Origin of the sequence: Paenibacillus residui (assembly GCF_042677205.1) — a bacterium.
GTDB classification, from domain to species: domain Bacteria; phylum Bacillota; class Bacilli; order Paenibacillales; family NBRC-103111; genus Paenibacillus_L; species Paenibacillus_L residui.
Genome location: NZ_JBHTIU010000027.1, coordinates 290,728 through 315,962, shown reverse-complemented (window position 1 = coordinate 315,962; position 25,235 = coordinate 290,728). Strand labels below are relative to the sequence as shown.

At 51.4% G+C, this 25,235-nt stretch carries 25 protein-coding genes; all 25 read left to right on the top strand.

Annotated elements, in window-relative coordinates:
- The first annotated feature begins 4 nt into the window (after nucleotides 1-4).
- The 25 genes from fliR to proS all read left to right on the top strand — a co-directional run bounded on the left by fliR (nucleotide 5) and on the right by proS (nucleotide 25,133).
- The gene (gene fliR, locus ACFQ03_RS08435; RefSeq protein WP_144933134.1) at nucleotides 5-793 is read left to right on the top strand and encodes a flagellar biosynthetic protein FliR; all 789 of its coding nucleotides are present in this window, start codon (nucleotides 5-7) and stop codon (nucleotides 791-793) included.
- Nucleotides 794-822: 29 nt separating this feature from the next.
- Nucleotides 823-1,914: a flagellar biosynthesis protein FlhB gene (gene flhB, locus ACFQ03_RS08430; RefSeq protein WP_144933132.1), complete on the top strand. Its 1,092-nt coding sequence runs from the start codon at nucleotides 823-825 to the stop codon at nucleotides 1,912-1,914.
- A gap of 24 nt (nucleotides 1,915-1,938) precedes the next feature.
- The gene (flhA, locus tag ACFQ03_RS08425; RefSeq protein ID WP_144933130.1) at nucleotides 1,939-3,972 is read left to right on the top strand and encodes a flagellar biosynthesis protein FlhA; all 2,034 of its coding nucleotides are present in this window, start codon (nucleotides 1,939-1,941) and stop codon (nucleotides 3,970-3,972) included.
- Nucleotides 3,969-5,249 carry a flagellar biosynthesis protein FlhF gene (gene flhF, locus ACFQ03_RS08420; RefSeq protein WP_144933128.1) on the top strand — a complete coding sequence of 427 codons (1,281 nt, stop codon included), beginning with the start codon at nucleotides 3,969-3,971 and terminating at the stop codon, nucleotides 5,247-5,249. Before flhA ends, flhF begins: the two co-directional genes overlap by 4 nt.
- Complete coding sequence (locus tag ACFQ03_RS08415; protein WP_144933126.1) at nucleotides 5,242-6,123, top strand: MinD/ParA family protein; 882 nt, start codon at nucleotides 5,242-5,244, stop codon at nucleotides 6,121-6,123. The genes flhF and ACFQ03_RS08415 overlap by 8 nt, the downstream gene beginning before the upstream one ends.
- A 43-nt stretch (nucleotides 6,124-6,166) precedes the next feature.
- Complete coding sequence (locus ACFQ03_RS08410; RefSeq protein ID WP_379287397.1) at nucleotides 6,167-7,282, top strand: protein-glutamate methylesterase/protein-glutamine glutaminase; 1,116 nt, start codon at nucleotides 6,167-6,169, stop codon at nucleotides 7,280-7,282.
- A gap of 92 nt (nucleotides 7,283-7,374) precedes the next feature.
- On the top strand, nucleotides 7,375-9,417 hold the full coding sequence (locus ACFQ03_RS08405; protein WP_379287395.1) for a chemotaxis protein CheW: 2,043 nt from the start codon (nucleotides 7,375-7,377) through the stop codon (nucleotides 9,415-9,417).
- Nucleotides 9,418-9,449: 32 nt separating this feature from the next.
- Nucleotides 9,450-9,911, top strand: a complete 462-nt coding sequence (locus tag ACFQ03_RS08400; RefSeq protein WP_144933120.1) for a chemotaxis protein CheW — start codon at nucleotides 9,450-9,452, stop codon at nucleotides 9,909-9,911.
- A gap of 4 nt (nucleotides 9,912-9,915) precedes the next feature.
- A complete protein-coding gene (locus ACFQ03_RS08395) occupies nucleotides 9,916-10,536 on the top strand; it encodes a chemotaxis protein CheC (protein WP_379287393.1) in 621 nt (206 codons plus the stop codon).
- Nucleotides 10,533-11,024, top strand: coding sequence for a chemotaxis protein CheD (locus tag ACFQ03_RS08390; protein WP_379287391.1), 492 nt, complete (start codon nucleotides 10,533-10,535; stop codon nucleotides 11,022-11,024). Before ACFQ03_RS08395 ends, ACFQ03_RS08390 begins: the two co-directional genes overlap by 4 nt.
- Nucleotides 11,025-11,447 (top strand): hypothetical protein, encoded by a 423-nt coding sequence (locus ACFQ03_RS08385; RefSeq protein ID WP_379287389.1) that lies wholly within the window; start codon nucleotides 11,025-11,027, stop codon nucleotides 11,445-11,447.
- Between the two features lie 15 nt (nucleotides 11,448-11,462).
- Complete coding sequence (locus ACFQ03_RS08380) at nucleotides 11,463-12,248, top strand: FliA/WhiG family RNA polymerase sigma factor (RefSeq protein WP_379287387.1); 786 nt, start codon at nucleotides 11,463-11,465, stop codon at nucleotides 12,246-12,248.
- 14 nt (nucleotides 12,249-12,262) lie between these two features.
- Nucleotides 12,263-13,675, top strand: coding sequence for a DUF342 domain-containing protein (locus tag ACFQ03_RS08375; RefSeq protein WP_379287385.1), 1,413 nt, complete (start codon nucleotides 12,263-12,265; stop codon nucleotides 13,673-13,675).
- A gap of 45 nt (nucleotides 13,676-13,720) precedes the next feature.
- Nucleotides 13,721-14,044 (top strand): hypothetical protein, encoded by a 324-nt coding sequence (locus ACFQ03_RS08370; RefSeq protein ID WP_379287383.1) that lies wholly within the window; start codon nucleotides 13,721-13,723, stop codon nucleotides 14,042-14,044.
- A gap of 60 nt (nucleotides 14,045-14,104) precedes the next feature.
- Complete coding sequence (locus ACFQ03_RS08365; RefSeq protein WP_379287381.1) at nucleotides 14,105-14,674, top strand: DUF6115 domain-containing protein; 570 nt, start codon at nucleotides 14,105-14,107, stop codon at nucleotides 14,672-14,674.
- On the top strand, nucleotides 14,655-15,185 hold the full coding sequence (locus tag ACFQ03_RS08360) for a hypothetical protein (RefSeq protein ID WP_379287379.1): 531 nt from the start codon (nucleotides 14,655-14,657) through the stop codon (nucleotides 15,183-15,185). The genes ACFQ03_RS08365 and ACFQ03_RS08360 overlap by 20 nt, the downstream gene beginning before the upstream one ends.
- 280 nt (nucleotides 15,186-15,465) lie before the next feature.
- Nucleotides 15,466-16,164: a 30S ribosomal protein S2 gene (gene rpsB, locus ACFQ03_RS08355; RefSeq protein WP_379287377.1), complete on the top strand. Its 699-nt coding sequence runs from the start codon at nucleotides 15,466-15,468 to the stop codon at nucleotides 16,162-16,164.
- Between the two features lie 116 nt (nucleotides 16,165-16,280).
- Nucleotides 16,281-16,931 carry a translation elongation factor Ts gene (gene tsf / locus ACFQ03_RS08350; protein ID WP_379287375.1) on the top strand — a complete coding sequence of 217 codons (651 nt, stop codon included), beginning with the start codon at nucleotides 16,281-16,283 and terminating at the stop codon, nucleotides 16,929-16,931.
- A gap of 114 nt (nucleotides 16,932-17,045) precedes the next feature.
- Nucleotides 17,046-17,774, top strand: a complete 729-nt coding sequence (gene pyrH, locus ACFQ03_RS08345; protein ID WP_144933099.1) for a UMP kinase — start codon at nucleotides 17,046-17,048, stop codon at nucleotides 17,772-17,774.
- Nucleotides 17,774-18,328, top strand: a complete 555-nt coding sequence (gene frr / locus ACFQ03_RS08340; protein ID WP_144933098.1) for a ribosome recycling factor — start codon at nucleotides 17,774-17,776, stop codon at nucleotides 18,326-18,328. Before pyrH ends, frr begins: the two co-directional genes overlap by 1 nt.
- 176 nt (nucleotides 18,329-18,504) lie before the next feature.
- The gene (locus ACFQ03_RS08335) at nucleotides 18,505-19,269 is read left to right on the top strand and encodes an isoprenyl transferase (protein WP_379287372.1); all 765 of its coding nucleotides are present in this window, start codon (nucleotides 18,505-18,507) and stop codon (nucleotides 19,267-19,269) included.
- A 21-nt stretch (nucleotides 19,270-19,290) separates the two neighbouring features.
- Complete coding sequence (locus ACFQ03_RS08330; protein WP_379287370.1) at nucleotides 19,291-20,088, top strand: phosphatidate cytidylyltransferase; 798 nt, start codon at nucleotides 19,291-19,293, stop codon at nucleotides 20,086-20,088.
- Between the two features lie 15 nt (nucleotides 20,089-20,103).
- Nucleotides 20,104-21,249 carry a 1-deoxy-D-xylulose-5-phosphate reductoisomerase gene (locus tag ACFQ03_RS08325; RefSeq protein WP_379287368.1) on the top strand — a complete coding sequence of 382 codons (1,146 nt, stop codon included), beginning with the start codon at nucleotides 20,104-20,106 and terminating at the stop codon, nucleotides 21,247-21,249.
- Between the two features lie 1,145 nt (nucleotides 21,250-22,394).
- The gene (gene rseP, locus ACFQ03_RS08320) at nucleotides 22,395-23,654 is read left to right on the top strand and encodes an RIP metalloprotease RseP (RefSeq protein ID WP_379287366.1); all 1,260 of its coding nucleotides are present in this window, start codon (nucleotides 22,395-22,397) and stop codon (nucleotides 23,652-23,654) included.
- A gap of 30 nt (nucleotides 23,655-23,684) precedes the next feature.
- Complete coding sequence (gene proS / locus ACFQ03_RS08315) at nucleotides 23,685-25,133, top strand: proline--tRNA ligase (protein ID WP_379287364.1); 1,449 nt, start codon at nucleotides 23,685-23,687, stop codon at nucleotides 25,131-25,133.
- Nucleotides 25,134-25,235 lie beyond the last annotated feature (102 nt).

Sequence of the window (25,235 nt, the reverse complement as noted above, 5' to 3'; positions counted from 1 at the left end):
ATCGATGGAGTTCTTCTTGCAGTTCATTCCTAACGTCCTGCTTATTTTTTGCAGAATAACATCTTTCTTTCTCGCATCGCCAGTGTTCACGGCGAGAAACGTTCCTCCCCAGTTCAAGCTTGGATTGTCGTTTTTTCTTACACTAATGGCTATTCCTGCAATCGGGGACGAGCCGATCCCGATGGACGGGGAATATTTCCTTTCTATTATCAGAGAAATCTTGATCGGCTTGCTGCTTGGATTAATAGCGAACTTTATCTTTACCGCGGTGCAGATAGCCGGAGCGTTCATTGATGTGCAAATCGGATTTGCGATGGCGAATGTGATGGACCCGATGACGGGAGTGCAGACTCCGCTGCTGGGAAATTTTAAATACTTCATTGCCCTGCTGCTGTTTCTGACCTTCAACGGTCATCATCTGCTTATCCAGGCCATTGTGGACAGCTATGAGTGGGTTCCGTTGTCCAATGATTTCTTCGCCCATATTGCTCGGGGGCACGTTAGCGAATTTCTCGTTCAAGCGTTTATTACAGCTTTTGCCCTTGCTTTCCAAATGGCTGCTCCGCTGGTTGCATCGTTGTTTCTGGTTGACGTGGGGCTGGGTGTATTGGCAAAGACCGCTCCGCAATTCAATATTTTCGTGTTAGGGATCCCGATGAAAATTCTGGTCGGCCTGATTCTTCTCTTCTTTTTTATCCCGGGGATGTACAATCTGTTTTCCGACCTGTTCAAGACCATGTTCGAGCATATGCAAAGAATGCTGGAGATATTGGCCGTCCCGGGATCGTCCTAGCCAGTGGAATGGCGTTTGGAGGGAGACCGATGACCGCTTATCGATGGCGGATGGACCTGCAGTTGTTCTCACAGGAAAAGACAGAGCCCGCTACACCGAAGAAAAAGCGCGAGGCCCGACAGAAAGGGCAGGTAGCCAAAAGCATGGAGCTGCCCGGCGCGCTTGTTCTGTTCTTTACCTTCGTCGCCTTCTTATTGTTCGGCGGCTTTCTGAAGGAGCGTTTATTCGAAATCTTCACATTAACGCTATACGACTATATGCTGATGAACGTCACGATCCCGAATACGACCGCATTATTTAACAAGCTTATGATCGACGGGATGATTATGCTTTCTCCCATTCTGCTCTTTGCCATCGTCATGGCGGTCATAGGCAATTATGTACAGATTGGTGTTTTGTTCACCGGCGAGCCTCTTAAGATGAAGCTGAACAAGCTGAATCCGGTGGAAGGGGCCAAGAAAATGTTCGGATTGCGGTCATTAGTAGAATTTTTAAAAACCGTCTTCAAATTAATCGTCATCGGAGTCATCGTCTTCTTCACTTTGTGGGGGAAGAAAGAAAGTTTAATGGGACTGGCCCATCTTCCTCTGGAATCCATTCTGTCGTATGTAGCTCAGGTTATGGTCGAATTAGGCGTGAAAATCGGACTGGTTCTGATCGTGCTGGCTATCTTCGACTATATGTATCAGAAATATGAGCATGAGAAAGGCTTGCGAATGTCCAAGCAGGACATTAAGGACGAGTACAAGAAGACCGAGGGAGATCCGCTGATCAAGTCGAAAATCAAGGAAAGACAGAGAAGAATGGCCATGCAGCGGATGATGCAGGAGGTTCCGAAGGCCGACGTTATCATCACCAACCCGACTCATTTCGCGGTAGCGCTAAAGTATGAGTCCGGGAAGATGGAGGCACCGAAGGTAATCGCGAAGGGTGTCGATTTGGTTGCCTTGAAAATCAGGGAAATCGGCAAACAGAACGGGATTGCCATAATGGAGAACAAACCATTGGCCAGGGCGCTGTATGAACGGGTGGAATTGAATGAAACCATTCCCGGAGACCTGTTTCAAGCCGTCGCTGAGGTGCTGGCCTACGTGTATAAGCTGAAGGGCAAAGTCAATTAATGGGCAAATGGAGGAGACTAAACAGTGAAAGTACGGGATTTATTCATATTGGTCGGAATAATCGGGATCGTTCTGATGATGGTCGTTCCGATTCCCATTCCTTTGCTAGACGTTCTCCTCATTATAAATATTACACTGGCTCTAACGATCCTGCTCGTGGCGATGAATACGAAGGAAGCTCTGCAGTTTTCGATCTTCCCTTCGCTGCTGCTCGTAACGACGCTGTATCGGCTGGCGTTAAATATTTCAACCACAAGAAACATTCTGTCGGAAGCGGAAGCAGGCCAGGTGGTGGACACCTTCGGCGGGTTCGTTGCGAATGGCAACATTGTTGTAGGATTTGTTGTATTCCTTATTCTGGTTATTGTTCAATTTATTGTTATAACGAAAGGTTCGGAGCGGGTTGCGGAGGTGGCCGCGCGCTTCACCCTCGATGCGATGCCCGGTAAGCAGATGAGTATCGATGCGGATTTGAACGCCGGGCTGATTAACGAAACCCAGGCGAGAGAACGCCGGAGCAAGATCGAACGAGAGGCCGATTTCTACGGAGCGATGGATGGTGCCAGCAAGTTTGTCAAAGGGGACGCCATCGCGGGAATTATCATTTTAATAATCAATCTTCTTGGCGGATTGATTATTGGAATGATGTATCACGATATGACGCTGCCGGAGGCTGCGGCCACCTTCTCCAGATTGACGATCGGGGACGGTCTGGTCAGTCAAATTCCTGCCCTCCTTATCTCGACATCTGCGGGATTGATTGTGACGCGCGCCAGCTCCGACGGCAACTTCGCTTCGGATATTGCCGGCCAGCTGCTTAACTACCCGAAACTGCTATATGTCGTGGCCGGAACGATATTGGTTCTTGGAATGTTCACGCCAATCGGGCTTGGCGCGACGCTTCCTATCGGCGGGCTGTTGATCTTCGCGGCCTATAAGATGCAGAAGAATATGGAGCGGAGGCAGGAAGAGGAACAGCAATTTGAAGAGGAGCAGCAAATCGAAGAGGTGCGCAGTCCGGAGAGTGTGATCAGCCTTCTGCAGGTGGATCCGATTGAATTTGAATTCGGTTATGGCTTGATTCCGCTGGCGGATACCCAGCAAGGAGGAGATCTGCTGGACCGGATTATTCTGATCCGCAGACAGTGCGCCCTTGAGCTCGGAATTGTCGTGCCGGTTATCCGGATTCGCGATAACATCCAGCTCAAGCCGAACGAGTATGTGATCAAGATCAAAGGAAATACGATTGCCAGAGGAGAGCTGCTCCTCAATCATTACTTGGCGATGAGTCCGGGAGTGGAGGACGACTCCGTTATCGGAATTGAAACGACGGAACCGGCATTCGGACTGCCGGCTCTATGGATCGACGAGGAGACGAAGGACCGGGCAGAGCTGTCCGGCTACACAGTGGTCGATCCGCCATCCGTAGTGGCGACCCATCTGACCGAAGTGATCAAGAAGCATGCCTTCGAGCTGCTTGGACGCCAAGAGACGAAAGCGTTGATCGAGAACGTAAGAGAGAGCTATCCGGCCCTGGTGGAGGAGCTCATTCCGAATGTGCTGTCGATCGGCGATATTCAGAAAGTTCTCGTCAAGCTGCTGCGTGAGAAAATTTCCGTACGGGACATGGTGACCATTCTGGAAACGTTGGCCGATTACGGAACTTATACGAAAGACCCGGATGTACTGACCGAATATGTACGGCAGGCGCTGTCCCGCCAGATTACCCAGCAGTTCGCCCAGGGGGACGAGTCGCTTAAAGTTATTACGGTGGGCCCGGCATTGGAGAAGAAAATTGCGGAATCGGTACAGCAGACAGACCAGGGGTCGTATCTGGCGCTGGACCCGGCTTCAACACAGACGATCTTTCACCGATTGAGCGAGCAAGTAGGCAAGGTTGTTCAAGCGGGACAGCAGCCGGTCATTCTGACCTCCCCAACGATTCGAATGTACTTGCGTCAGCTGCTGGAAAGAACGATGCAGGATATTCCGGTGTTGTCTTACAGCGAGCTGGAGCCGAGTGTTGAAATTCAAAGCATGGGGGTAGTCAATCTATGAAGGTGAAACGTTACGTAGTTGATTCAATGCCCGACGCGCTTGCCCGGATCCGAAGTGACTTGGGCAAGAACGCAATCATTTTAAATACGAAAGAAATCCGCTCAGGAGGGCTGTGGGGCTGGTTCGGCAAGAAGAAGATAGAGGTAATTGCGGCAGCGGACGAGAGCATGTCCGTTCCGCAGCGGCCGCCGGCGCCGCCTGCAGCCGGCTGGTCGGACTTCCAGTCTGAGGTGGCCGCGGCCCTGAACTCCAATTCGGATCCCGTATTCGATACCGGGAAACCGGGAATTCATGCTCCCATCCCGCTGGACAGAAATGCTCACAACTTGACGGGCCGAACCGGCTTCAAGCAGCAGTCCGATTTGACGAACGGGCGTTCCGCCAAGGAGGAACAGGGAAACGAGCCGATTCTTGAGGAGATCAGGCAGATGAAGTTGCTGATGCAGAAGCTGTCTGCCGCTTCCGAGCCTCAGGAGGAGGCTCCTCCCGCGTGGCTGGAAGTAAGAGAAAGGCTGCTGGAGCAGGATGTTTCGCCGGATTTGACCGACCGGATTCTTCTGCCGATCCGCGAAGAAATGCAGGAGTCTACGGAAGTATGGGACAAGGCCCGGATCATAGCCCGGGCAAGGGAGAGGATGCGGGACATTTTCTCGGGGCAGGGGCCGAAGGTGATCTCGCCGCAAACCCGCATTGTGCATATCGTCGGACCGACCGGAGTAGGCAAGACAACGTCCATCGCCAAGCTGGCCGCCGAGCAGGTTCTCAAGCATAAGCGCAAAGTAGGGCTGATCACTTCCGATACATATCGAATCTCGGCCGTGGAGCAGCTGAAAACATACGCAACCATTTTAAACACACCGTTAGAGGTTGTGTTCTCGCCCCAGGATATGCAGCGGGCTTTCTCGCGGTTGGAGGACATGGATATCATCTTTATGGATACCGCAGGGCGAAATTACCGCAACGAAATGTATGTCTCCGAGCTGCATTCCCTGATACAAACTCATGGGGCAAGCGAAACGTTCCTGGTGCTCAGCCTGACCACCAAATACAAGGATATGAAAGTCATCGCCGATAACTTCATGAAATTTCGTCTGGATAAAGTGCTTTTCACAAAAATGGATGAAACGGGCACGCTCGGCGCTGTGCTGAATTTGGTCGATGCGCTTAAGCTCCAATTGTCCTATGTGACGAATGGACAGAATGTTCCCGACGATATTGCGGAAGCAGATGAGGACCATATCATTAATGTCATTTTGGGGGAAGCCGTGCATGAATGACCAGGCACAAAGTTTGCGAAGGCTCATGAGCATGAGAGCGTCCTCGGAATCGGACCCGTCATCGGGCCAAACCCGTGTCATTACCGTGACGAGCGGTAAAGGGGGAGTAGGGAAGTCCAATTTCACGCTTAACTTTGCCCTTGCTCTTCAGGCGCGCGGACACAAGGTGCTCATCTTCGATGCGGATATGGGGCTGGCCAATCTCGACACGCTTATGGGGGTTTCCCCACGCTATAACCTGTACCATCTTCTTAAGCAGAACAAATCGATTCAGGCCATTATCCATGAATGCTACGGCGGCCTGCAGTTTATAGCCGGAGGTTCCGGGGTTACCGAGCTGCTCCATCTGTCCGAACAGGAACTGGATATTTTCAAGCGGGAGATAGAAAGGCTGAATGGCGTCGTCGATTTTATTATTTTCGATACCGGGGCCGGATTATCGAACGAAACACTCCGGTTTATCCTGTCGGCGGATGAGACGATTATTGTGACGACACCGGAGCCGCCCTCCATTACGGATGCCTATGCCGTGATGAAGATGGTGAAGGGGCTCGGGCATGAGGTGAATTTTCGGCTCGTTGTCAATCGAGCCACCGATTTGCGGGAAGGAACGCAAACCGCTGACAAAATCCGCATGGCGGCCCACCGTTTTTTGCAGACGGACGTTCCCGCTCTCGGCTATGTGCTGGATGACAGCAACGTATCTAAGGCTGTCAAAATGCAGAAGCCGTTCACGGTAGCTTATCCGCATAGCAGTGCTTCCAGATCGATTGCCAACATTGCCGACCGCTTTCTATCCGGTTCCACCTCTCAGCCTTCTGCAAATGCAGGTATCAAAGGCTTTCTCTACCGAATGTTCAAGCGGGTGAAATAAACAAGTCGGAAATAACAATTGACCGTTGAGGAGGGAAGCCCGGATGATCCCTTATAGGGTACTTGTAGTCGATGATTCCATATTCATGAGAAAAATCATTAGCGATTTGTTGTCCGGCAACCCTCGGTTAAAAGTCGTCGACACGGCCGTCAACGGGGCGGAAGCCGTTGAGAAAGTAAAGCAGCTGAAGCCGGACGTGGTGACGATGGACGTGGAAATGCCGGTCATGGATGGGCTTAGGGCACTGCAGAAAATTATGGCCGAGCATCCGACTCCGGTTGTCATGTTAAGCAGCTTGACGCAGGAAGGGGCGGCAGCTACCGTAAAGGCTTTGCAATCGGGAGCGGTTGATTTCATCGGCAAGCCGTCAGGGTCTATTTCACTTGATCTATACAAGGTAAAGCTGGAGCTGCACCAGAAGCTGATGGCGGCTGCGCGGTCCAATGTGCGGCCGATCGGCCTTCCGGCGCAGCCGGACAAGAAGGAATCGGCGGTTTCGGCAACCAAGCCGGCCCGGAGGCCGCCCTTTTCCTCCGGGACAGGGAATACCGAAGGCCCCAAGGCAGAAGGAAGGCGCCATTTCAGCCATCTGGTAGCCATTGGCACATCCACGGGAGGGCCGAGAGCGCTGCAGCAGGTATTGTCCGGATTTCCCGCGAATTTTCCGGCACCGATCCTGATCGTCCAGCATATGCCTCCGGTGTTTACCAGCTCATTGGCCCGCCGTCTGGATTCTTCATCGGCGATCAGAGTGGTCGAGGCCGAAGACGGGATGACGGTAAGGAGCGGTACGGCATACATAGCCCCGGGGGGATACCATCTCCTGCTGCAAAGGGAAGGGGCGGATCAATACCGCACTCGTCTGTCCGCCGAAGGCACCCGCTCCGGGCATCGTCCGTCTGTGGATGTCTTGTTCGAATCTCTGCTTCCTTTTAAGGAACTGAAGAGACATGCCGTACTCATGACGGGCATGGGCAGTGACGGTGCGGCGGGTATGCTTGCCCTGAAGCAGGCGGGGGCCGTGACGACGATAGCTGAAGCGGAAGAGACGTGTGTAGTCTATGGAATGCCCAGGGCTGCGGTCGAACGGGGAGCGGCCATACATATATTGCCCCAGCAGCACATTAGCGGGAAGCTGGTTCAGCTTATTGAAACTTAAGCCGGTTAAGCACTCGGGGGCGTTTGCACTCCGCTTGCCCGGAGAGGAAGCGGAGGCTGTCCGCATGATGCAAATACAGGAGGTGCAGCTTTTTGGATATTAATCAATATTTGTCGGTTTTTATCGATGAGGCGAGAGAGCATTTACAGGCCATGAACGACCAACTGCTTGTTCTGGAGCAGAGTCCGGAAGATATCGAGATCGTGCAGACGATCTTTCGATCCGCGCATACGCTTAAAGGCATGTCGGCAACGATGGGGTTCGAGGATATCGCTTCGTTAACCCATGAAATGGAAAATGTGCTGGATCTGGTGCGTAATGACAAGCTGGCGATGAGCGAGCCGATCTTCGAATGTTTATTCAGCGGCAACGACGCGCTGGAGTCGATGGTGAACGATATTATCAATGGTGGAACAGGCAGCCTCGACGTATCCGAGCTGGTAGCTTCCCTGAAAGCTATCGTGAACGGGGATGCTCCGGGAGGAACCGCTCAATCCACCGCTTCTTCCACAGATTTGGATGAATTTCAATATTCTATCATTATGCAAACCCTGGAAGCCGGCCACTCGGTCTTTCATATCGATGTCGTTTTTCGGGACGATTGTGTGCTGAAGGCCGCACGTTCGTTTATGGTATTCGGTGTGCTGGAAGCAAGCGGGGAGGTTGTCCAAACCATCCCGTCCGTAGAAGATATCGAGCAGGAAAAGTTTGACAAGGGCTTCTCCGTTTATTTGGTCAGCGATAAGGAAGCGGCGGAGCTTCAGGCTGAAATCATGAAGGTCTCGGAAATCGAATCGGTCGATGTGCGTCCGCTGGATAAAGAGTCGCTGCAGCGGATTCGTGCCGGTGTTCAGGAAGCGGCAGCAACGGCCGTTGCGGAGAAACCGGCGGCTGATCCCGGAGCAGCAGCCAAGGAACAGCCTGCGTCAGACGGTAAGCAGGCGTCCGGCAAAGCGAAGCCCAAACCGGCCGCGGCACCTGTTGCAAGCCGGACCATCCGTGTGGATATCGAGCGTCTGGATGTTCTGATGAACCTGCTCAGCGAGCTGCTGATTGACCGGGTCCGCCTGGAGCAGCTGGCAAGCGAGATCCGCAATGGCGATTTGATCGACACGGTCGAGCATATGACCCGTGTAAGCGGTGATTTGCAGAACATTGTTCTGAAGCTCAGGATGGTGCAGATCGATACGGTATTCAACCGGTTCCCCCGGATGATCCGCGATATCGCCAAATCGCTGGATAAGAAGGTGGACCTCGTCATTACCGGAGCTGAGACGGAACTGGACCGGACCGTCATTGATGAAATCGGAGATCCGCTCGTTCATTTATTGAGGAATGCGGTGGATCACGGGCTGGAATCGGTTAGCGACCGTGTGGCCGCGGGCAAACCCGAGACCGGAACGATTCAACTTAGAGCGTTCCAAAGCGGCAACCATGTCTTCATCGAAATTGAGGATGACGGCAAAGGAATTAACCGCGATAAAGTGCTGCAAACGGCGATTCGCAAAAATGTGGTTACCCAGGAGCAGGCGGATAAACTGTCCGACGAGGAGGTTTACCAGCTTCTGTTCGCTTCCGGCTTCAGCACGGCAGATCAAATCTCCGATATTTCCGGCCGCGGGGTAGGTCTGGACGTCGTCAAGACCAAAATTCAATCCCTGGGCGGACAAGTTTCGGTGTCGTCCAATCCCGGACTAGGGACGAAATTTTCGGTCCAGCTTCCGTTAACCCTCTCTATCATAACCGCCATGCTGATAAGAGCAGGCGAGGAGAAATATGCTATCCCGCTGTCCTCTATCTCGGAGACGGCGATAGTCGAGAAGAGCGAGATTCGTCAGGTACACGGCAATCCGATGATCGATTTCCGCGGCAGTGTGATTCCGGTCATCTTTCTGGATCAGCTTCTGGATATCCCGGTTCAATCGGTAGCCGTCAGCTCTTCCCTGCAGATTATCGTGATCCGGAAAGGAGACAAACAGGCCGCTCTGGTTGTCGACGAGTTTATCGGACAGCAGGAAATTGTTCTGAAATCGTTGGGCAAATATTTGGACAACCCGTTCGCCGTTTCCGGAGCCACAATTTTGGGGGACGGTCAGGTTGCCCTCATTCTGGAAACCAATGCTTTGATTAAATAACCATTAACTATATGTCGAAAGGGTGAGTGGGAATGGAAGAAGATTTGAAGGTGATCGTGTTTACTCTCGGCAGCGAGGAATACGGCGTGGATGTAGAAAGAGTTCAGACGATCGAGCGCATGCTGCCGATTACCCGGGTTCCCAAGACTCCGTCGTTTGTCAGAGGAGTTGTGAACTTGCGCGGAGTCGTAACGCCGGTTATCGATCTTAGAGGCCGCTTCGGGCTTGAGGAAACCGAATATACGGATCAGACCCGGCTAATTGTCGTCGCCATCAACGATATCGAGGTAGGGCTGATCGTCGATTCGGCTAATGATGTTCTCGATGTGCCCGCCGATTCGGTTGATGATCCGCCGGAAGTGGTGGGCGGCATCAAAGCCAAATATTTGCACGGCATCGCGAAAATCGGTGAGGACCGACTGCTGGTCCTGCTTAATTTGCGGGAGGTGCTGAACAAGGAAGAGATCATTCAACTGGAACAGTTCGAGGCTTAGTTCGATGAATCCGTTGAAGCCAATGGCTGAATTCCAGATGGATGTATTGAGAGAGGTCGGTAACATTGGGGCGGGCCATGCGGCAACGGCTTTATCCAAGCTTCTGGGCCGGCCGGTAGATATGCGCGTCCCCCAGGTGAAGATGGTCCCTTTCGAACAAATTTCAGACAGCGTGGGCGGAGCTGAGCAGGTCGTCATAGCTATCTTCCTGCGGGTCGAAGGGGACGTTCCGGGCAATTTGTTCTTTATTTTCAGCAAGGGATCGGCCAAGCAGCTTCTTGGCTCGCTCGTCGCCGGCGGAATGGAAGGCGAGGGGGAATTCTCCGAAATGGAGCTGTCCGCGCTTCAGGAGATCGGCAATATTCTGGCCGGGTCGTACCTGACCTCGTTGGCCGAGCTGACCCAATTGGACATGGTTCCTTCCGTTCCGTCGCTGGCTATCGATATGGCCGGCGCGATTCTGAGCTACGGCCTGCTGGAATACGGGCAGATGGGGGAGCAGGCCCTGTTTATAGACACCAATTTCCTGGAAGGCAGTGAAGCGATTGAGGGGCATTTCTTTCTTATCCCCGATCCTGATTCGTTCGATAATCTGTTTGCCGCATTGGGAGTGCCTCCTTCATGATTCAACAAAATGTCGTCAAGGTCGGAATGGCGGATCTGAATATAGTCGTTGGAGAAGGCGCGTTAAGAACGACTGGACTCGGTTCCTGCGTCGGGGTCACTTTGTATGATTCCGTCGCCAAAATTGCCGGCATGGCCCACGTCATGCTTCCGTCATCCGACATTGCCAGAGGGCCAATCAATATAGCCAAATTCGCGGATACAGCCTTGCCGGAGATGATCCGCCTGATGGAGCGGGAAGGAGCGTCTACCCGCCGGATGGAGGCCAAGCTGGCAGGGGGAGCGCAGATGTTTGCCTTTGATACCAGGAAAGATACGATGCGGATCGGCCCCCGCAACGTGGAATCTTGCAAAGCGGTTCTGAACCGATACGGAATACCCGTTAAAGCGGAAGATACGGGAGGAAATTATGGACGAACTATTGAATTGGATTGTGCTACCGGCATCCTGCATATCCGGAGCGTCCAGCATGGAAGCCGGGATCTGTAAATGATAGGAACCATTCGCTGGAATGCGCTGATAGGTGGATTGGGGGCCGCAGCCACTTTTATATCCTCTTATTCCAATAATATATTGACGACGACTCTGCTCCGCACTCTATACAGCTTCGTTATTTTATTCGCGCTCGTATTTGTCTTCCGATGGGTCCTCGGAACGGTCATCGGAGGATCGAATCCTCTGCGGGATCATGCAGGTCCTCAGCCGGAGGATGCGATCAGGGGACAGAGGATCGACTTTACGACGCCAGACGAGCCGTCCGGATTGTCCGGGGAGTCCGACTCGCCCGCCCGGGACAACAGGGAACAGGATGAGAGCGGCTTCTCCCCTTTGAACCCGCCTAAGCTGGCAACCAGAAACAAGGTCGATTCGGAAGAGATGGCCAAAGCCCTTCGTCATCTTTCAGAAGACTAAGGAAGGTGAACTTGTATGGCACTTCAAAAACAGTCACATTTGTCCAATATGGAAATATGGAAGCGATGGAAGGAAGAACGCTCGCTGGAGGCGAAGAAAAGATTAATGGAATATTATCTTCCTCTCGTGGACTTCGTTTCCAACCGGCTGGCGAGCGGGATGCCGGGCTCGGTATCGAAGGAGGACCTGGCCAGTCACGGAGTAATGGGTCTGATAGACGCCATCGAGAAATTTGATCATTTGCGGGGCCTTCAATTTGAAACTTATGCATCCTGGAGAATTCGCGGAGCGATCATTGACGGTTTGCGCCAGGGAGACTGGGTGCCCCGCTCTGTGCGTGAGAAGGCCAAAAAAATAGAGGAAGCCTATCAGAAGCTGGAACAGGAGCATTTGCGTTCCGTAACCGATGCGGAGATCAGCAGCTATTTGCAGGTTTCGGAGAAGGAATTTCAATCGATGCTGCAAGAAATTACTTTGACGACACTCTGCTCTATTGATGAACCTATTAAAGAGGAAGAATCTGAAACGAGATTGTCCGTTTTGGTTGACGAGACGTCTAAAAACCCGGAATATAAGGTTAACGAGTTTTTTTTAAAGGAAACGTTGGCAAAAGCTATTGACCGACTGACGGAAAAGGAGAGAACGGTCATCTCGCTGTTTTATTATGAAGATTTGTCGCTCAGTGAAATTGCTGAGGTAATGTCGTTGTCGCCTTCTCGCATTTCCCAGCTTCACTCCAAGGCTATTCTTAGGTTGAGAGGATCGCTTGGACGATTTAAAGTGCAATTGTTGCATGAATAGAAGGGATGGTTACAATGAACCCTCATTCAGCCTCTACTGAATTCTTCATTGATGTGCTAATCTCCGACGATAAACTGGAAGCCTTCCTCGATTTCTCTCATTGTGGGGAAGATATGGTATGTACCGTAGAGCAGTTAGAATCGCTTCTGGAGAAGCATTCCATCAGTTATGGTATTGATTATGCCCGGCTTGTCCAGATTGCCAAGGACCCGGGTCCATTCATCAAGCGGAAAATCGTTATTGCCACAGGAGACCCGCCCCGCCCCGGCAAGGATGGCGAAATCAACTATCGGTTCGACACGAAAGCGTCGGCGAAGAAGCCCGCCGTGCTGGAAGACGGCACCGTAGATTACCGGGAAGTTACCAGTATTTTAAATGTAAAGAAAGGGGAGCTTCTCGCCAGCAGAACTCCCCCGACGGAAGGAGTTCCCGGCAAAGCCGTTACCGGTGAGGTCCTGATGGCCAGAAACGGCAAGGATGCCCGATTCAAGATAGGCAAGAATGTAGTTACGGATGCCAATAACCTTCAGTTATATTCAACCATTGACGGGGTTATCAGTTTTACGGGCAAGGGCCAGATTAACGTTTTTCCCGTTTATGAGGTGAACGGGGATGTCGATTACTCCATTGGCAATATCGACTTCGTAGGCACGGTGGTTATCCGCGGGAATGTGCTGACCGGCTTCAAAATCAAGGCGGAAGGGGATATACGTGTCACCGGAACCGTTGAGGGCGCCGAGATGGAGGCCGGCGGCTCCATATTGATCAGCGCGGGAATATTGGCCCAGAATAAAGGACGGATTCGTGCCGGCAAGACGATCAGGAGTGCGTTCGTCCAGGACGGCAATGTGGAAGCGGGGGAAGACGTGCTGATTTCCCAGAGCATAATGCACTCCAATATCCGGGCGGGGAGAAGCATTTGCTGTGAAGGGGCCAAGGGCTTGATTGTCGGCGGGAAGCTTCAGGCCGGCGAACAGGTCAGTGCCAGAACAATCGGCAATTCCATGTCAACGGCTACCGTTATTGAAGTAGGCGTACTGCCGGAGGTGCGCAGTGAGCTGCATCAGCTCAAGGAGCAGCTGAAGATGAATGCCGAGAACCTGCAGAAGACGGAGAAAGCGTTGACAATTCTTGACCAGTTGGCAGCGGCCGGACAGCTTTCACCTGATAAAGCGGCCATGCGGGTTAAACTGGCAAACACCCGAAAGCAAACGGTGGAAACAACGGAAACGATCAAGGACAGGGTCCTTCAGTTGGAGACCATGCTGGAGGATACGGGGAAAGCAAGAATTGTGGCGACCTCAACGATTTACGGCGGAACCAAGCTTGTCATGGGCCGTCATATCAAAGTGATTAAAGACCCGGTGCAGCGGGTATACTTCCGAATTGACGAAGGGGATATCGGCATGTTTCCGCTTTATCCTTAAGGAGAGACCTTGAATTTCGCGCGATAAGTTGGAGGGATCGAGCATATGAGTCTGAAATCGATCGATATGCAGCTGGCTGTTCACAAAAGTCCCGAAGCCGGGATCAAGCAAAATGAAATTCAGCAGAAGCCGGTCCATGATCAAAATCATCTCACAGAGCAAACTTCCAAACAAACAGACCGGGAACGGCACGTCACCTCGAAATCGGAAGCGCCCGAACAGGCAGGGATCCGGGACGGGGAGGAACGCCGTGAACGCAACAGGGGAAGCGGAAACGGAAGGAAGAAGACCTCGGGCCAATCCGGTCCTGTCGAGGAGAAGAGGCCACAGCACCCATACAAGGGAAAAATTATAGATATGCAGCTTTAGTGCTGTCCTGCAATATGCTGATGCACCAAGAAACCGATTTGACGAAAAGGTGAAGTTTAAATGAATGACCCTTGGGTATATATCGTACTGGCAGGAGCAGTTATCATCGTGATCGCGCGCCTTCTGCCTAAGCCCTCCGGACCGTCGTCCGAGATAGTTAAGGAAATGGAAGGGGCAATCGAACAGTTTGCGGCGGATTTGGAGCAAGACAATGAGAAGCTTCTCCAGACCATCTCCAGAATGAAAGACGAGCATAACGGCCAGGTGGAGCAGCTAAGCCGCAGAATGGCCGAACTGGAGAAGCAGAATGAAATTTTGGGCAGGCAGATGGAGCGGCTCAAGCAAGAGGCCGTGTCCTCTCAATCCGTTACGGCAGGACTTCAATCGACCGTGGAAGCCCGGGCATCGGAGACGCTTGAGGCAGCGTCCGGGGTTAAAGAGGCGCCGGCCGCAGAGGATAGCGGGATAATGAACATCAAGGCAAGGTACGCCGAGCTTTTTTCATTATATGAGCAGGGGAAATCGATAGAAGCGATCGCCCGCAAGCTGGGGATGAACAAAGGGGAAGTTAATCTGATCGTGCAGCTGGGCAAACAGGAGGAGAACAGTCATGAGCGTGTCCGGGCGTAGATCGTTCTGGACGGGTATAGGAAGCGGCCTCGTCATAGGAGCCATTCTGCTGCAGGTCATGAATATCGCCGTCCAGCGAGACCTGCCCCCGATGGATGCGGAAACGCAGCAGACAGAGGCGGAGCAGGATTGGCGGAAGCTGGCTGAGGAAGCGGGTTATACCTTGTATCCGTCCGATGTTAAGCTGTATACACAGGAGGAGCTTGACGAACGGCTCAGGCTTGCATTGGCTGCGGCGGAACAAGAGGGGACCGCGTCGGAGGAAGCCGGCGTGACGGATATTGATGCGGTGAACGGGAATGCCGCGAATGTCGATGTGCAGATTAAAGCCGGAATGCTGGCCTCAGACGTCGCAGAATTGTTATCGGAGGCCGGAGTTATCGCAGACAAGGATGCATTCGAATTAAGGCTTAAGGAGCAGAGGCGGACACCCAAGATAAGGAGCGGAGTTTATTCCTTCGCCCTTGGAGAAGACATGGATTCAGTGATTGAAAAGATTACGTTCGACTGACAAGAGACCTTGGCCGCGTGCTGAAGTCTCTTTTTGGTCTTTTCCCGGGCTATCATTGTTTCCGATAACGGTTTACAACATGAACAGGCAGAGGTCATTCCGGCCCATGAAATTAAAGGCGGATTTTGTTGCAACGGCAAAATGAATATGGTATATTTATTGACGGTGTCAAGAACACACGCCGTTTAATTGGAATGAGGGTGCTTTTCTTTATCGGAAAGTCTGATTCCAAAATGAGAATGGCGGAGGATAATAAAACCAATAGAGGAGGTGTGTGAAGATGGCAGTTATCTCCATGAAACAGCTGCTGGAGGCTGGGGTTCACTTTGGTCACCAGACCCGTCGCTGGAACCCGAAAATGGACAAATACATCTTCACGGAAAGAAACGGTATTTACATCATTGACCTGCAGAAGACGGTCAAGAAAGTAGAAGAGGCTTACAATTTCGTTAAGTCTGTCGCCGGTGAAGGAGGAACCTTCCTGTTCGTCGGTACGAAGAAGCAGGCTCAAGATTCCGTCAAGGAAGAAGCAGAGCGCTGCGGAATGTTCTACATCAACCAGCGTTGGCTGGGAGGCACGTTGACGAACTTCGCTACGATTCAGAAGCGGATTGACCGTCTCCATGAGCTGGAGAGGTGGGAAGAGGACGGCACGTTCGATGTTCTGCCTAAGAAAGAAGTTATCATTCTCCGCAAGGAGAAGGAACGTCTCGAGAAGTTTTTGGGCGGAATCAAGAACATGAAGGGTCTTCCTAGCGCATTGTTCGTTATCGATCCGCGCAAAGAGCGCATTGCCGTAGCAGAAGCCCGCAAGCTGGGAATCCCGATTGTCGGGATTGTGGATACGAACTGTGATCCGGATGAAATCGATTATGTGATTCCGGGTAACGATGATGCTATCCGCGCAGTGAAGCTTCTGACTTCCAAGATGGCCGAAGCGATCATCGAGGCCAATCAAGGCGAACAGACGACTGCGTAATCTAATAGGATAAATTGAAAAAGGGTGGGTTGAAGGTGTAATAACCTATCGCCGCCCTTTTTTTAGAATGAAGAAATATAATACTACTATGAGAAATTTGCCGAGGAGGAAAACAAATGGCAGTAACAGCTGCAATGGTTAAAGAACTGCGCGAAAAAACAGGTGCAGGAATGTTGGATTGTAAGAAAGCTCTGGAAGAAGCAAACGGTGATCTGACTAAAGCGGTTGAAGTGCTTCGGGAGAAAGGCTTGGCGGCCGCTGCCAACAAAGCTGGACGGATTGCTACGGAAGGTGCCGTTCAATCTTACATTCATGCCGGCGGTAAAATCGGTGTGCTGGTTGAAGTCAACTGCGAAACGGACTTCGTGGCCAAGACGGATGATTTCCAAGATTTCGTGAAAGATATCGCTATGCAAATCGCTGCGACCAGCCCTCGTTATGTAAGACGCGAAGAAGTTCCTCAGGAAGAGCTGGACAAGGAGAAAGAAATTTTAAGATCCCAGGCTCTGAACGAAGGAAAGCCGGAGCATATTGTAGATAAGATGGTCGAAGGCCGCATCGGGAAATACTATGAAGAATTCTGCCTCATGGAGCAAGCCTTCATCAAAGATCCGGACAAAACCATCTCGACCTTGTTGAACGAGAAAATCAGCAAAATCGGTGAAAATATCACCATCCGCCGTTTTGCTCGTTTCGAGTTGGGAGAAGGCTTGGAGAAAAAACAGGAAAACTTTGCCGAAGAGGTTATGTCTCAAGCGAAAATGTAATAGAGAACGGCCATTTATGATGGAACACCCACCCGTGTTCCTTCTTTTTTAGCCGCGTCAGCCTGCACAAAGTTGGCAACGGTCCAAATCTATCTTCAACTGGAGGTACCTACGTTGGAACAACCCATTTTTAAGCGAATTGTATTGAAATTAAGCGGCGAGGCACTTGCCGGGCAGCAGGGATACGGGATCGACTCCGCGATGATTACTTCCATTGCAGAGCAGGTTAAGACGATCCATGATTTGAAGATCGAGATCGCCATTGTCGTGGGCGGAGGAAACATTTGGCGGGGAATAGCCGGAAGCGCCAAAGGGATAGACCGCGCCACTGCGGACTATATGGGGATGCTGGCAACCGTCATGAATTCGCTCGCCCTCCAGGACGCTTTAGAAGACGTGGGCGTTCCTACCCGCGTTCAGACATCTATTGAAATGCAGCAGGTAGCGGAACCGTACATACGAAGACGCGCTATCCGCCATCTGGAGAAAGGACGCGTCGTTATCTTCGCGGCGGGTACGGGAAATCCGTATTTCTCCACAGATACGACAGCAGCTCTGCGCGCCGCCGAAATCGAAGCGGAAGTGATCCTGATGGCCAAGAATAAGGTGGACGGTGTGTACAGTGCAGATCCTTTTATTAACAAAGACGCGGTCAAGTTTGAAGAACTGACCTATATGGAAGTGATCAGCAACAACCTGGGAGTTATGGATTCCACTGCTTCCTCCTTATGTATGGACAACAATATCCCGCTCATTGTATTCTCTATTACAGATGAAGGTAATATCAAAAGAGTAGTTCTAGGTGAAAAAATCGGAACGATTGTAAAAGGGAGTGTATCATAATGCCGCAGTCGGTGAAGAAGAACGCTGAAGAACGAATGAATAAAGCGATAGACTCGCTTCGCAAGGAACTGGCATCCTTGAGAGCCGGACGTGCGACGCCGGGCCTTCTGGACCGGATACAGGTAGAATACTACGGGACAATGACGCCCGTTAATCAACTTGCGAACATAACTACACCCGATTCCCGCACATTAATGATCCAGCCTTGGGATAAGTCTTCCATTCCGGCCATTGAGAAGGCCATTATGAAATCGGATTTGGGATTGACCCCCGCTAACGACGGTTCCTCCATCCGCATTGTCATTCCGGCTCTAACGGCCGAAAGACGGGCGGAGCTGGTCAAATTAACCCGCAAATCCGGCGAGGAAGCCAAGGTGGCTATCCGCAACATCCGCAGAGATGCCAATGACGACATCAAGAAGCTGGAGAAGACGGATATCTCTGAGGATGAATCCAGACGTCATCAGGACGACATTCAGAAAATGACGGATAAATTCGTAGCGGAAGTGGATAAAATCCTGGAAGCGAAAGAAAAGGAAATTACAGAGGTATAACCCCCTCACCCGTCAATAACCCCCTTCGTGGAGGGGGGGGGTTTAGTTTTTGGCAACAAAGTCAGATATTCAGTACTACTGCCGCAGCAAGCCTACGAATTCGGCAGCAACTCGACCAAGCCTCGACAGCCCGGTTTTGCTGACCGTTTTTCTAAACCTATATGGGGGATACAACAATGTCTCAAAAGAAATCTTGGTTTGGCAAAAATAAGAAAGTCGATAGCCAAAGCATACTCTCCGACAATAATATTCCCCGCCATGTTGCCATTATCATGGATGGCAACGGGAGATGGGCCAGGCGGAGAGGACTGCCGCGAATCGCAGGCCATCATTCAGGGATGAAGAATGTCAAGAAAATCACTATTGCGGCAGATGACATTGGCATCGAAATATTAACGCTGTACGCGTTTTCCACCGAAAACTGGACGAGGCCGCAGGATGAAGTGGATTACTTGATGAGCCTTCCCCAGGAGTTTTTTCCTTTGGAAATAGATGAATTGGTCCAAAAAAATGTGCGGATTCGGATGACCGGCTGGAAAGAGGGTGTTCCGGTGCACACTTTGGAAGCGGTAGAAAATGCAATTGAGCGGACGAAGCATAATACCGGTTTGATTCTTAATTTCGCTTTTAATTACGGCAGCCGTAAAGAATTGACTGAAGCGATGAGAGAACTGGTGCGTGACGTTCAATCAGGAAGCCTAAAGTTGGAAGACATCACCGAAGAAGAATATTCTAAACGATTGCAGACGGCAGGTTTGCCCGATCCGGACCTTCTTATTAGGACAAGCGGAGAACTGCGAATCAGCAATTTTATGCTGTGGCAGCTTGCCTATACGGAATTGTTGTTCACCGATTTATATTGGCCGGAATTTTCGGAGAACGATTTTTACGAAGCCATTCGGGAATACCAGAGCCGTATTCGCCGTTATGGGGGATTGTAGCCCTTTCTTTGGAGGATGGACATGAAGACGAGAATCGTGACCGGCGTAGTGGCCGGGGCTCTGTTTATAACTTTTTTGCTATTGGGCGGCTATTGGTTCGCCGGGCTGGTGCTCGGGCTGGCCTTTGTCGGATTCGGCGAATTTTTGCGTATGTACAAGCTTAAGTATCATTTTCCGATGTTCGTCATTGGACTTGTTTTCATGCTTGTTTTTGTATTTATGGCGAATTTCGGCGTGCTTGCCGATAAGCTTCCGCTGACCAGTCTTATTTGGCTGCTGCTGTTTGTCCTCCTTGCAGCGACGGTAATTACCAAAAACAAGATGACGATCGATGATATATCGACGGTATTCGCAGGGGCCGTCTACATCGGTCTCGGCTTCCATTATATGATTTATTCCCGCAACCTGGAGCCGAACGGGTTGTTCTGGACTTTGCTCCTTTTCGTCACCATATGGGCGTCGGATTCCGGTGCTTATTTCGCCGGCAGAATGTTCGGGAAGAGGAAGCTCTGGCCGGATATCAGCCCGAACAAAACAATCGAAGGGGCGCTTGGCGGAATCGTTATATCGATAATTGCAGCGCTTTGCTTCGCCTGGTCCAAGCCCGATTTGCTTCCGGTATGGAATGCCGTCCTGATCGGGGCCGTAGCCGCGGTTGCCGGCCAAATGGGCGATTTGATCCAATCGGCGTACAAGCGGGTCAAAGGCATTAAGGATACCGGGAACATCCTGCCGGGTCATGGCGGTGTGCTTGATCGTGTGGACAGCTGGCTCATTGTGTTTCCGCTCGTTCATATCCTCTCGCTTATCCCAAATTAGGAGGGATTGCTGGCAATGAAGAAAATTTCGATATTAGGCTCCACCGGATCGGTCGGGACGCAAACCTTGGACGTAATTGCCCATGATCCGGACAGCTATAGGGTGGAAGGCCTGGCTGCAGGCACCAATCTTCCCTTGTTAATAGAACAGGTCCGACAATTCAAGCCGAGCAAGGTTTCGGTTGCCACCAAAGAGTTGGCCGCACAATTAAAGCCGCATGTTCCTTCCACGACGGCCGTTTTCTACGGTGAGGAAGGGATGATGGAGGTGGCGGCAGGAACCGAAGCCGACCTGGTCGTTACGGCGGTTGTGGGCAGCCAGGGGCTCAAGCCTACGCTGGCGGCCATTGAGGCGGGCAAGCAGATAGCCATCGCCAACAAAGAGACGCTGGTCAGCGCAGGGCATTTGGTCACGGAGCTTGCAGCCAAGCATGGAGTCGCTCTCCTTCCTGTAGACAGTGAGCATTCCGCCATTTTCCAATGCTTAAACGGGGAGTCGCCTTCGACAATTTCGAAATTAACGCTGACTGCATCGGGAGGAGCATTCCGGGACAGAACGCGTGAGGAATTGTACGGGGTGACCTTGGAGGATGCTCTGAAGCATCCGAACTGGTCGATGGGGGCCAAGATCACGATCGATTCCGCCACAATGGCTAACAAAGGGCTGGAAGTGATTGAAGCTCATTGGCTGTTCCAGGTGTCTTATGATCAGATTGAAGTTATTCTTCACCAGGAAAGCACGATCCACTCGATGGTCGAATTCGCAGATTACAGTGTCATTGCGCAGCTCGGCAATCCCGATATGCGGGTGCCTATCCAGTATGCATTGACCTATCCAAATCGTAAGAAAACTCCCACCGCACCGCTTCGTCTGGCTGAACTCGGCAAGCTTCATTTCAAGCCGATGGATATGGAACGTTTTCCTTGCTTGGCTATGGCTTATGAGAGCGGCCGCTTGGGCGGGACAGCACCCGCTGTCTACAATGCGGCTAACGAGATAGCCGTCTCCCGGTTTATGAAGGGGGAAATTACTTTCCTGCAGATCGAAGAGATCATTGAACGGGTATTGAACAAGCATCAGCTTATCCCTTCCCCGGATTTGGATCAGGTGCTGCAGACGGACGAATGGGCGAGGGAAGCCGCTGGCCGGATCGTTTTCTAAGTTTTTCCGGTGAATAAAGTCGCAGGGAATAATGCTCGAATGCGATAGGATAACCGTTCGCGGTCGCCTGGTCACCCCGATTTTCGATTAGTATAAGTTTCACCTGTTCTAATATTTCATCGGTAAACGCGCCTGTCCAAAGGACGGCGAAAGCCGTTTATCCTTGCAAGCTGCGGCTGGGTTCTGCCCGGCTTTTTCTTTGACATCGCAGAGCGAATTGATTTAACGGCTTGATTTGACCGGTGAATAAAATACGATTTAACTGTATTTTATGTAGGTAAATTCAAGTGATTAGCAGAAAGTGATTAAAGTAAATGGAAAAACTGCATTTAGAATTGAGGTTTTTTGCTGAAAGCGCCTTTTTTGCACAAAATAGCTGTAGTTTTGAGGCTGTCGATTTATTGTGGGAAAACAGCAAAAATATAACGGACCTGGGAGACCCTATTTCGTCAATATAGGCGGTTTTTTTAGAATAACTGACACAGATGCGCTTATTGCTTGGAATTCTCCTACTTTCGCGAGCATTTCTTGGGAATAAGGTCATCTGAGTCCGTTAAAATTACCGAAAGGCCCTTTTGATTACCGAAAGGCCCTTTTGGAGCGATTAAGGTCTCAGGGGTCCGTTATAACCAAACCTTGCAGGTTTCTCACATGATCTTAGTTGTACACCATTAATCGACAGCCATGTTTTTCCACTTAGTTTCCGTATTTCACTTCGGAGGAGCAAAATAGCTGTATAAAATCCAGTTAGACGCGCCATCCGCTTGTACGCTCCAGCAGAAAATGGGAATAAATGGATTTTCGAGGTAGACGCGCTATCCGCTTGCACGAACCAGCAGAAAATGAAAATAGACGGATTTTCAAGGTAGGGGTTAATATAGAAAGCGGACATGAATAGTTGTTCCTGTTTTGTACATATAAATGGGATATAGTCGACCCGGCTTGTATTGGAAATGGAAAACATGTTAATCTTAGAACAGTAAAAACTAATGATACGCTGCCTTTCTCAGGCATAATAAAGCTGTTGTCCGCGCTTTCGCTTGGGGCATTTCATTTCATCCGGGAGATAGGGCGGATTAACGTGCGCGGGCGACAGGATGATACTGTTCGGCAATACATTACCGTTTAGCTGGGAGGAACCAAGATTGGAGTATGTACAAATCGGTTTGCAAATCATCCTCATGTTTTTCGTGTTGGTGACTCTTCATGAATGGGGACACTTTTATTTTGCGAAGCGGGCCGGAATCCTTGTCCGAGAATTCGCCATCGGCTTCGGACCGAAATTGTTTACCTTTAAGAAAGGCGAGACGAAGTATACGCTCCGATTGCTGCCCATCGGCGGTTTCGTCCGAATGGCCGGAGAGGACCCGGAATTGGTGGAGATTACTCCCGGCCAGACGATAGGAATTCGTGTTGGTCAGGATAAAGCGACACATCTGTTTTTGGATAAGCTGGATCAGCGCTCGGATGTTCTCCTTGGAGAAGTCGTGCGCATCGATCTGGAGAAGGAGCTGTTTGTCGAATTGGTCTCTGATGGGGAGACGGTCCGATACGCCATTCATCCGCAGGCTATGATGGTGGCCCGGGGCAAAGAGACACAGATCGCTCCATGGGATCGCCAATTCGGAAGCAAGACGGTTGGGCAACGGGCTTTGTCTATTTTTGCCGGCCCGGTAATGAACTTTATACTTGCCTTTGTGCTGTTCCTAATTTTTATGTTTATGAACGGGGTGCCGGTCAATGTCACTCTGGGCGGCATTGAACCCGGTTCTCCTGCGGAGAAGGCCGGATTGGCGGCCGGCGATGTCATCCGGGAAGTGAACGGAGAGACGATTGGCACGGATCGCAACAAGCTGATGGAGCTTATTAACGCATCGGCCGGACAGCCGATGACCTGGGTCATTGAACGGGATCAGGAGCAATTGAGCAAGGAAGTCGTTCCGCGGGGCAAAGAGTCGACGGAGCCGCTGGTAGGAGTTTCGCTGGCTTTCGGCACCCGTTCGGTGCAGATCGGTGAAGCTTTCACTGGCGCCTGGAACAATATGGTGCTTGTCGCCAAGCAAATCATGATCGGCTTCAAGATGCTGGTGTTCGGCCAATTTAGTTTGGATGATCTGGGAGGGCCTGTCCGGATCGTTGAGGTTACAGGGGAATACGCTGCGGCCGGGGCGGCGCCGATGATATACTGGTCCGCGCTTCTAAGCTTATACTTGGGTATTTTCAACCTGCTGCCGATTCCGGCCCTGGATGGAAGCCGGCTGGTGTTTCTCGGCATCGAAGCGGTGCGCGGCAAACCGGTGGATCCCAACCGGGAGAGCCTGGTTCATTTCATCGGGTTCGCCATGCTGATGCTGCTGATGATCGCTGTAACGTACAATGATATTCTGCGGTTGATTAAAGGATAATGTTCGTGGAAAGAAGGGCTGAGGTCGTTTATGTCTAAGGAGAAACAATTTGTAAAGGAAATTACGCCGCAAAGCGAAGATTTTTCCAGATGGTATCTGGATGTCATACGCAAAGCTGACTTAATGAGCTATTCACCGGTCAGAGGGTGCATAGTCTTCAAACCGGACAGCTATGAAATTTGGGAGCTTTGCCAGAAAGAATTGGATGCGCGTTTCAAGGAAACCGGGCATCGGAATGCTTATTTCCCGCTCTTTATTCCGGAGAGCTTCTTTCAGAAGGAAAAGGAGCACGTGGAAGGCTTTAATCCCGAGCTGCCTTGGGTAACGGAAGCCGGAGGAGAGAAGCTGGAGGAAAGATTGGCAATCCGTCCGACCTCCGAGACGATGATCGGACATATGTACGCGGAATGGATCCATTCGTACCGCGATCTTCCTCTCCTCATTAACCAGTGGGCGAATGTGGTTCGCTGGGAAAAGAGAACCCAGCCATTCCTCAGAACGAGCGAGTTTCTATGGCAGGAGGGGCATACCGCCCACGAGGACGAAGCGGACGCCCGCCGGGAAACGATGCAAATGCTGGAGATTTACCGCGAATTTGTTGAGAATATTTTGGCCATTCCGGTCATTGCCGGCAAGAAGACTCCGTCCGAGAAGTTCGCCGGGGCGGTAGATACTTACTCGATCGAGGCGATGATGAAGGACGGCAAGGCGGTGCAGGCGGGAACTTCTCATTACATGGGAACGAATTTTGCCGTTGCCTTCGATATCCAGTACTTGGATCGGGACAATCAGCAGCAATATGTACATACGACCTCCTGGGGAGTCAGTACCCGGCTCATTGGAGCCATGATCATGGTTCACGGGGACGATCGCGGGCTCGTCCTGCCGCCGAAAGTGGCGCCTACCCAAGTGGTGATGATTCCGATCGGTCCTCCTAAAACAAGAGGGCCGGTCATTGCGCGGACGAATGAATTGTTTGCCGAGCTTAAACAGGCGGGCATTCGCGTGAAGGTGGATGACCGTCCCGACCAAAGTCCGGGCTGGAAGTTTAACGAATACGAGATGCGCGGAATTCCCATCCGGATTGAATTGGGACCGAGGGATATGGAGAAAGGACAGGTCGTCTTGGTTTCCCGGGTCAGCGGGGAGAAGCGCATGGTCAGCCAGGAACGAATCGTGGAAGAAGTCAAGCAGATGCTGGAAGATATTCATAAGGAAATGTTCGAGCGGGCCAAGGCATTCTCCAAGGAGCATTTCGGCTCCGTCGACCGACTGGACGAGCTGAAAGCATTTTTGGAGGAGAAGCGCGGCTTCGTCTGGGCCGGATGGTGCGGATCGGATGCCTGTGAAGCTCAGGTGAAGGAAGAGACCGGGGCAACCAGCCGCAACATTCCTTTTGAACCCGAAGTGGTTAAAACTCATTGTATCGCCTGTGGGGAGAAGGCTCAGCATACGGTAGTTTTCGGCCGTTCCTACTAGGAACTCAGGTCGGTGCGAAAGGGATATGCTTAAATCGCTGAGCCCGTCATTTTAGATAAACGAAGTAAAAAGACAAAAGGGCATGAGAACTTTATATCCGGC

What these genes read in the sequence shown, in the direction of transcription:
- fliR (WP_144933134.1), top strand. Translation starts at nt 5, where the DNA reads ATGGAGTTCTTCTTGCAGTTCATTCCTAACGTCCTGCTTATTTTTTGC.
- flhB (WP_144933132.1), top strand. Translation starts at nt 823, where the DNA reads ATGACCGCTTATCGATGGCGGATGGACCTGCAGTTGTTCTCACAGGAA.
- flhF (WP_144933128.1), top strand. Translation starts at nt 3,969, where the DNA reads ATGAAGGTGAAACGTTACGTAGTTGATTCAATGCCCGACGCGCTTGCC.
- ACFQ03_RS08415 (WP_144933126.1), top strand. Translation starts at nt 5,242, where the DNA reads ATGAATGACCAGGCACAAAGTTTGCGAAGGCTCATGAGCATGAGAGCG.
- ACFQ03_RS08410 (WP_379287397.1), top strand. Translation starts at nt 6,167, where the DNA reads ATGATCCCTTATAGGGTACTTGTAGTCGATGATTCCATATTCATGAGA.
- ACFQ03_RS08400 (WP_144933120.1), top strand. Translation starts at nt 9,450, where the DNA reads ATGGAAGAAGATTTGAAGGTGATCGTGTTTACTCTCGGCAGCGAGGAA.
- ACFQ03_RS08395 (WP_379287393.1), top strand. Translation starts at nt 9,916, where the DNA reads ATGAATCCGTTGAAGCCAATGGCTGAATTCCAGATGGATGTATTGAGA.
- ACFQ03_RS08390 (WP_379287391.1), top strand. Translation starts at nt 10,533, where the DNA reads ATGATTCAACAAAATGTCGTCAAGGTCGGAATGGCGGATCTGAATATA.
- ACFQ03_RS08385 (WP_379287389.1), top strand. Translation starts at nt 11,025, where the DNA reads ATGATAGGAACCATTCGCTGGAATGCGCTGATAGGTGGATTGGGGGCC.
- ACFQ03_RS08380 (WP_379287387.1), top strand. Translation starts at nt 11,463, where the DNA reads ATGGCACTTCAAAAACAGTCACATTTGTCCAATATGGAAATATGGAAG.
- ACFQ03_RS08375 (WP_379287385.1), top strand. Translation starts at nt 12,263, where the DNA reads ATGAACCCTCATTCAGCCTCTACTGAATTCTTCATTGATGTGCTAATC.
- ACFQ03_RS08370 (WP_379287383.1), top strand. Translation starts at nt 13,721, where the DNA reads ATGAGTCTGAAATCGATCGATATGCAGCTGGCTGTTCACAAAAGTCCC.
- ACFQ03_RS08365 (WP_379287381.1), top strand. Translation starts at nt 14,105, where the DNA reads ATGAATGACCCTTGGGTATATATCGTACTGGCAGGAGCAGTTATCATC.
- ACFQ03_RS08360 (WP_379287379.1), top strand. Translation starts at nt 14,655, where the DNA reads ATGAGCGTGTCCGGGCGTAGATCGTTCTGGACGGGTATAGGAAGCGGC.
- rpsB (WP_379287377.1), top strand. Translation starts at nt 15,466, where the DNA reads ATGGCAGTTATCTCCATGAAACAGCTGCTGGAGGCTGGGGTTCACTTT.
- tsf (WP_379287375.1), top strand. Translation starts at nt 16,281, where the DNA reads ATGGCAGTAACAGCTGCAATGGTTAAAGAACTGCGCGAAAAAACAGGT.
- frr (WP_144933098.1), top strand. Translation starts at nt 17,774, where the DNA reads ATGCCGCAGTCGGTGAAGAAGAACGCTGAAGAACGAATGAATAAAGCG.
- ACFQ03_RS08335 (WP_379287372.1), top strand. Translation starts at nt 18,505, where the DNA reads ATGTCTCAAAAGAAATCTTGGTTTGGCAAAAATAAGAAAGTCGATAGC.
- ACFQ03_RS08330 (WP_379287370.1), top strand. Translation starts at nt 19,291, where the DNA reads ATGAAGACGAGAATCGTGACCGGCGTAGTGGCCGGGGCTCTGTTTATA.
- ACFQ03_RS08325 (WP_379287368.1), top strand. Translation starts at nt 20,104, where the DNA reads ATGAAGAAAATTTCGATATTAGGCTCCACCGGATCGGTCGGGACGCAA.
- proS (WP_379287364.1), top strand. Translation starts at nt 23,685, where the DNA reads ATGTCTAAGGAGAAACAATTTGTAAAGGAAATTACGCCGCAAAGCGAA.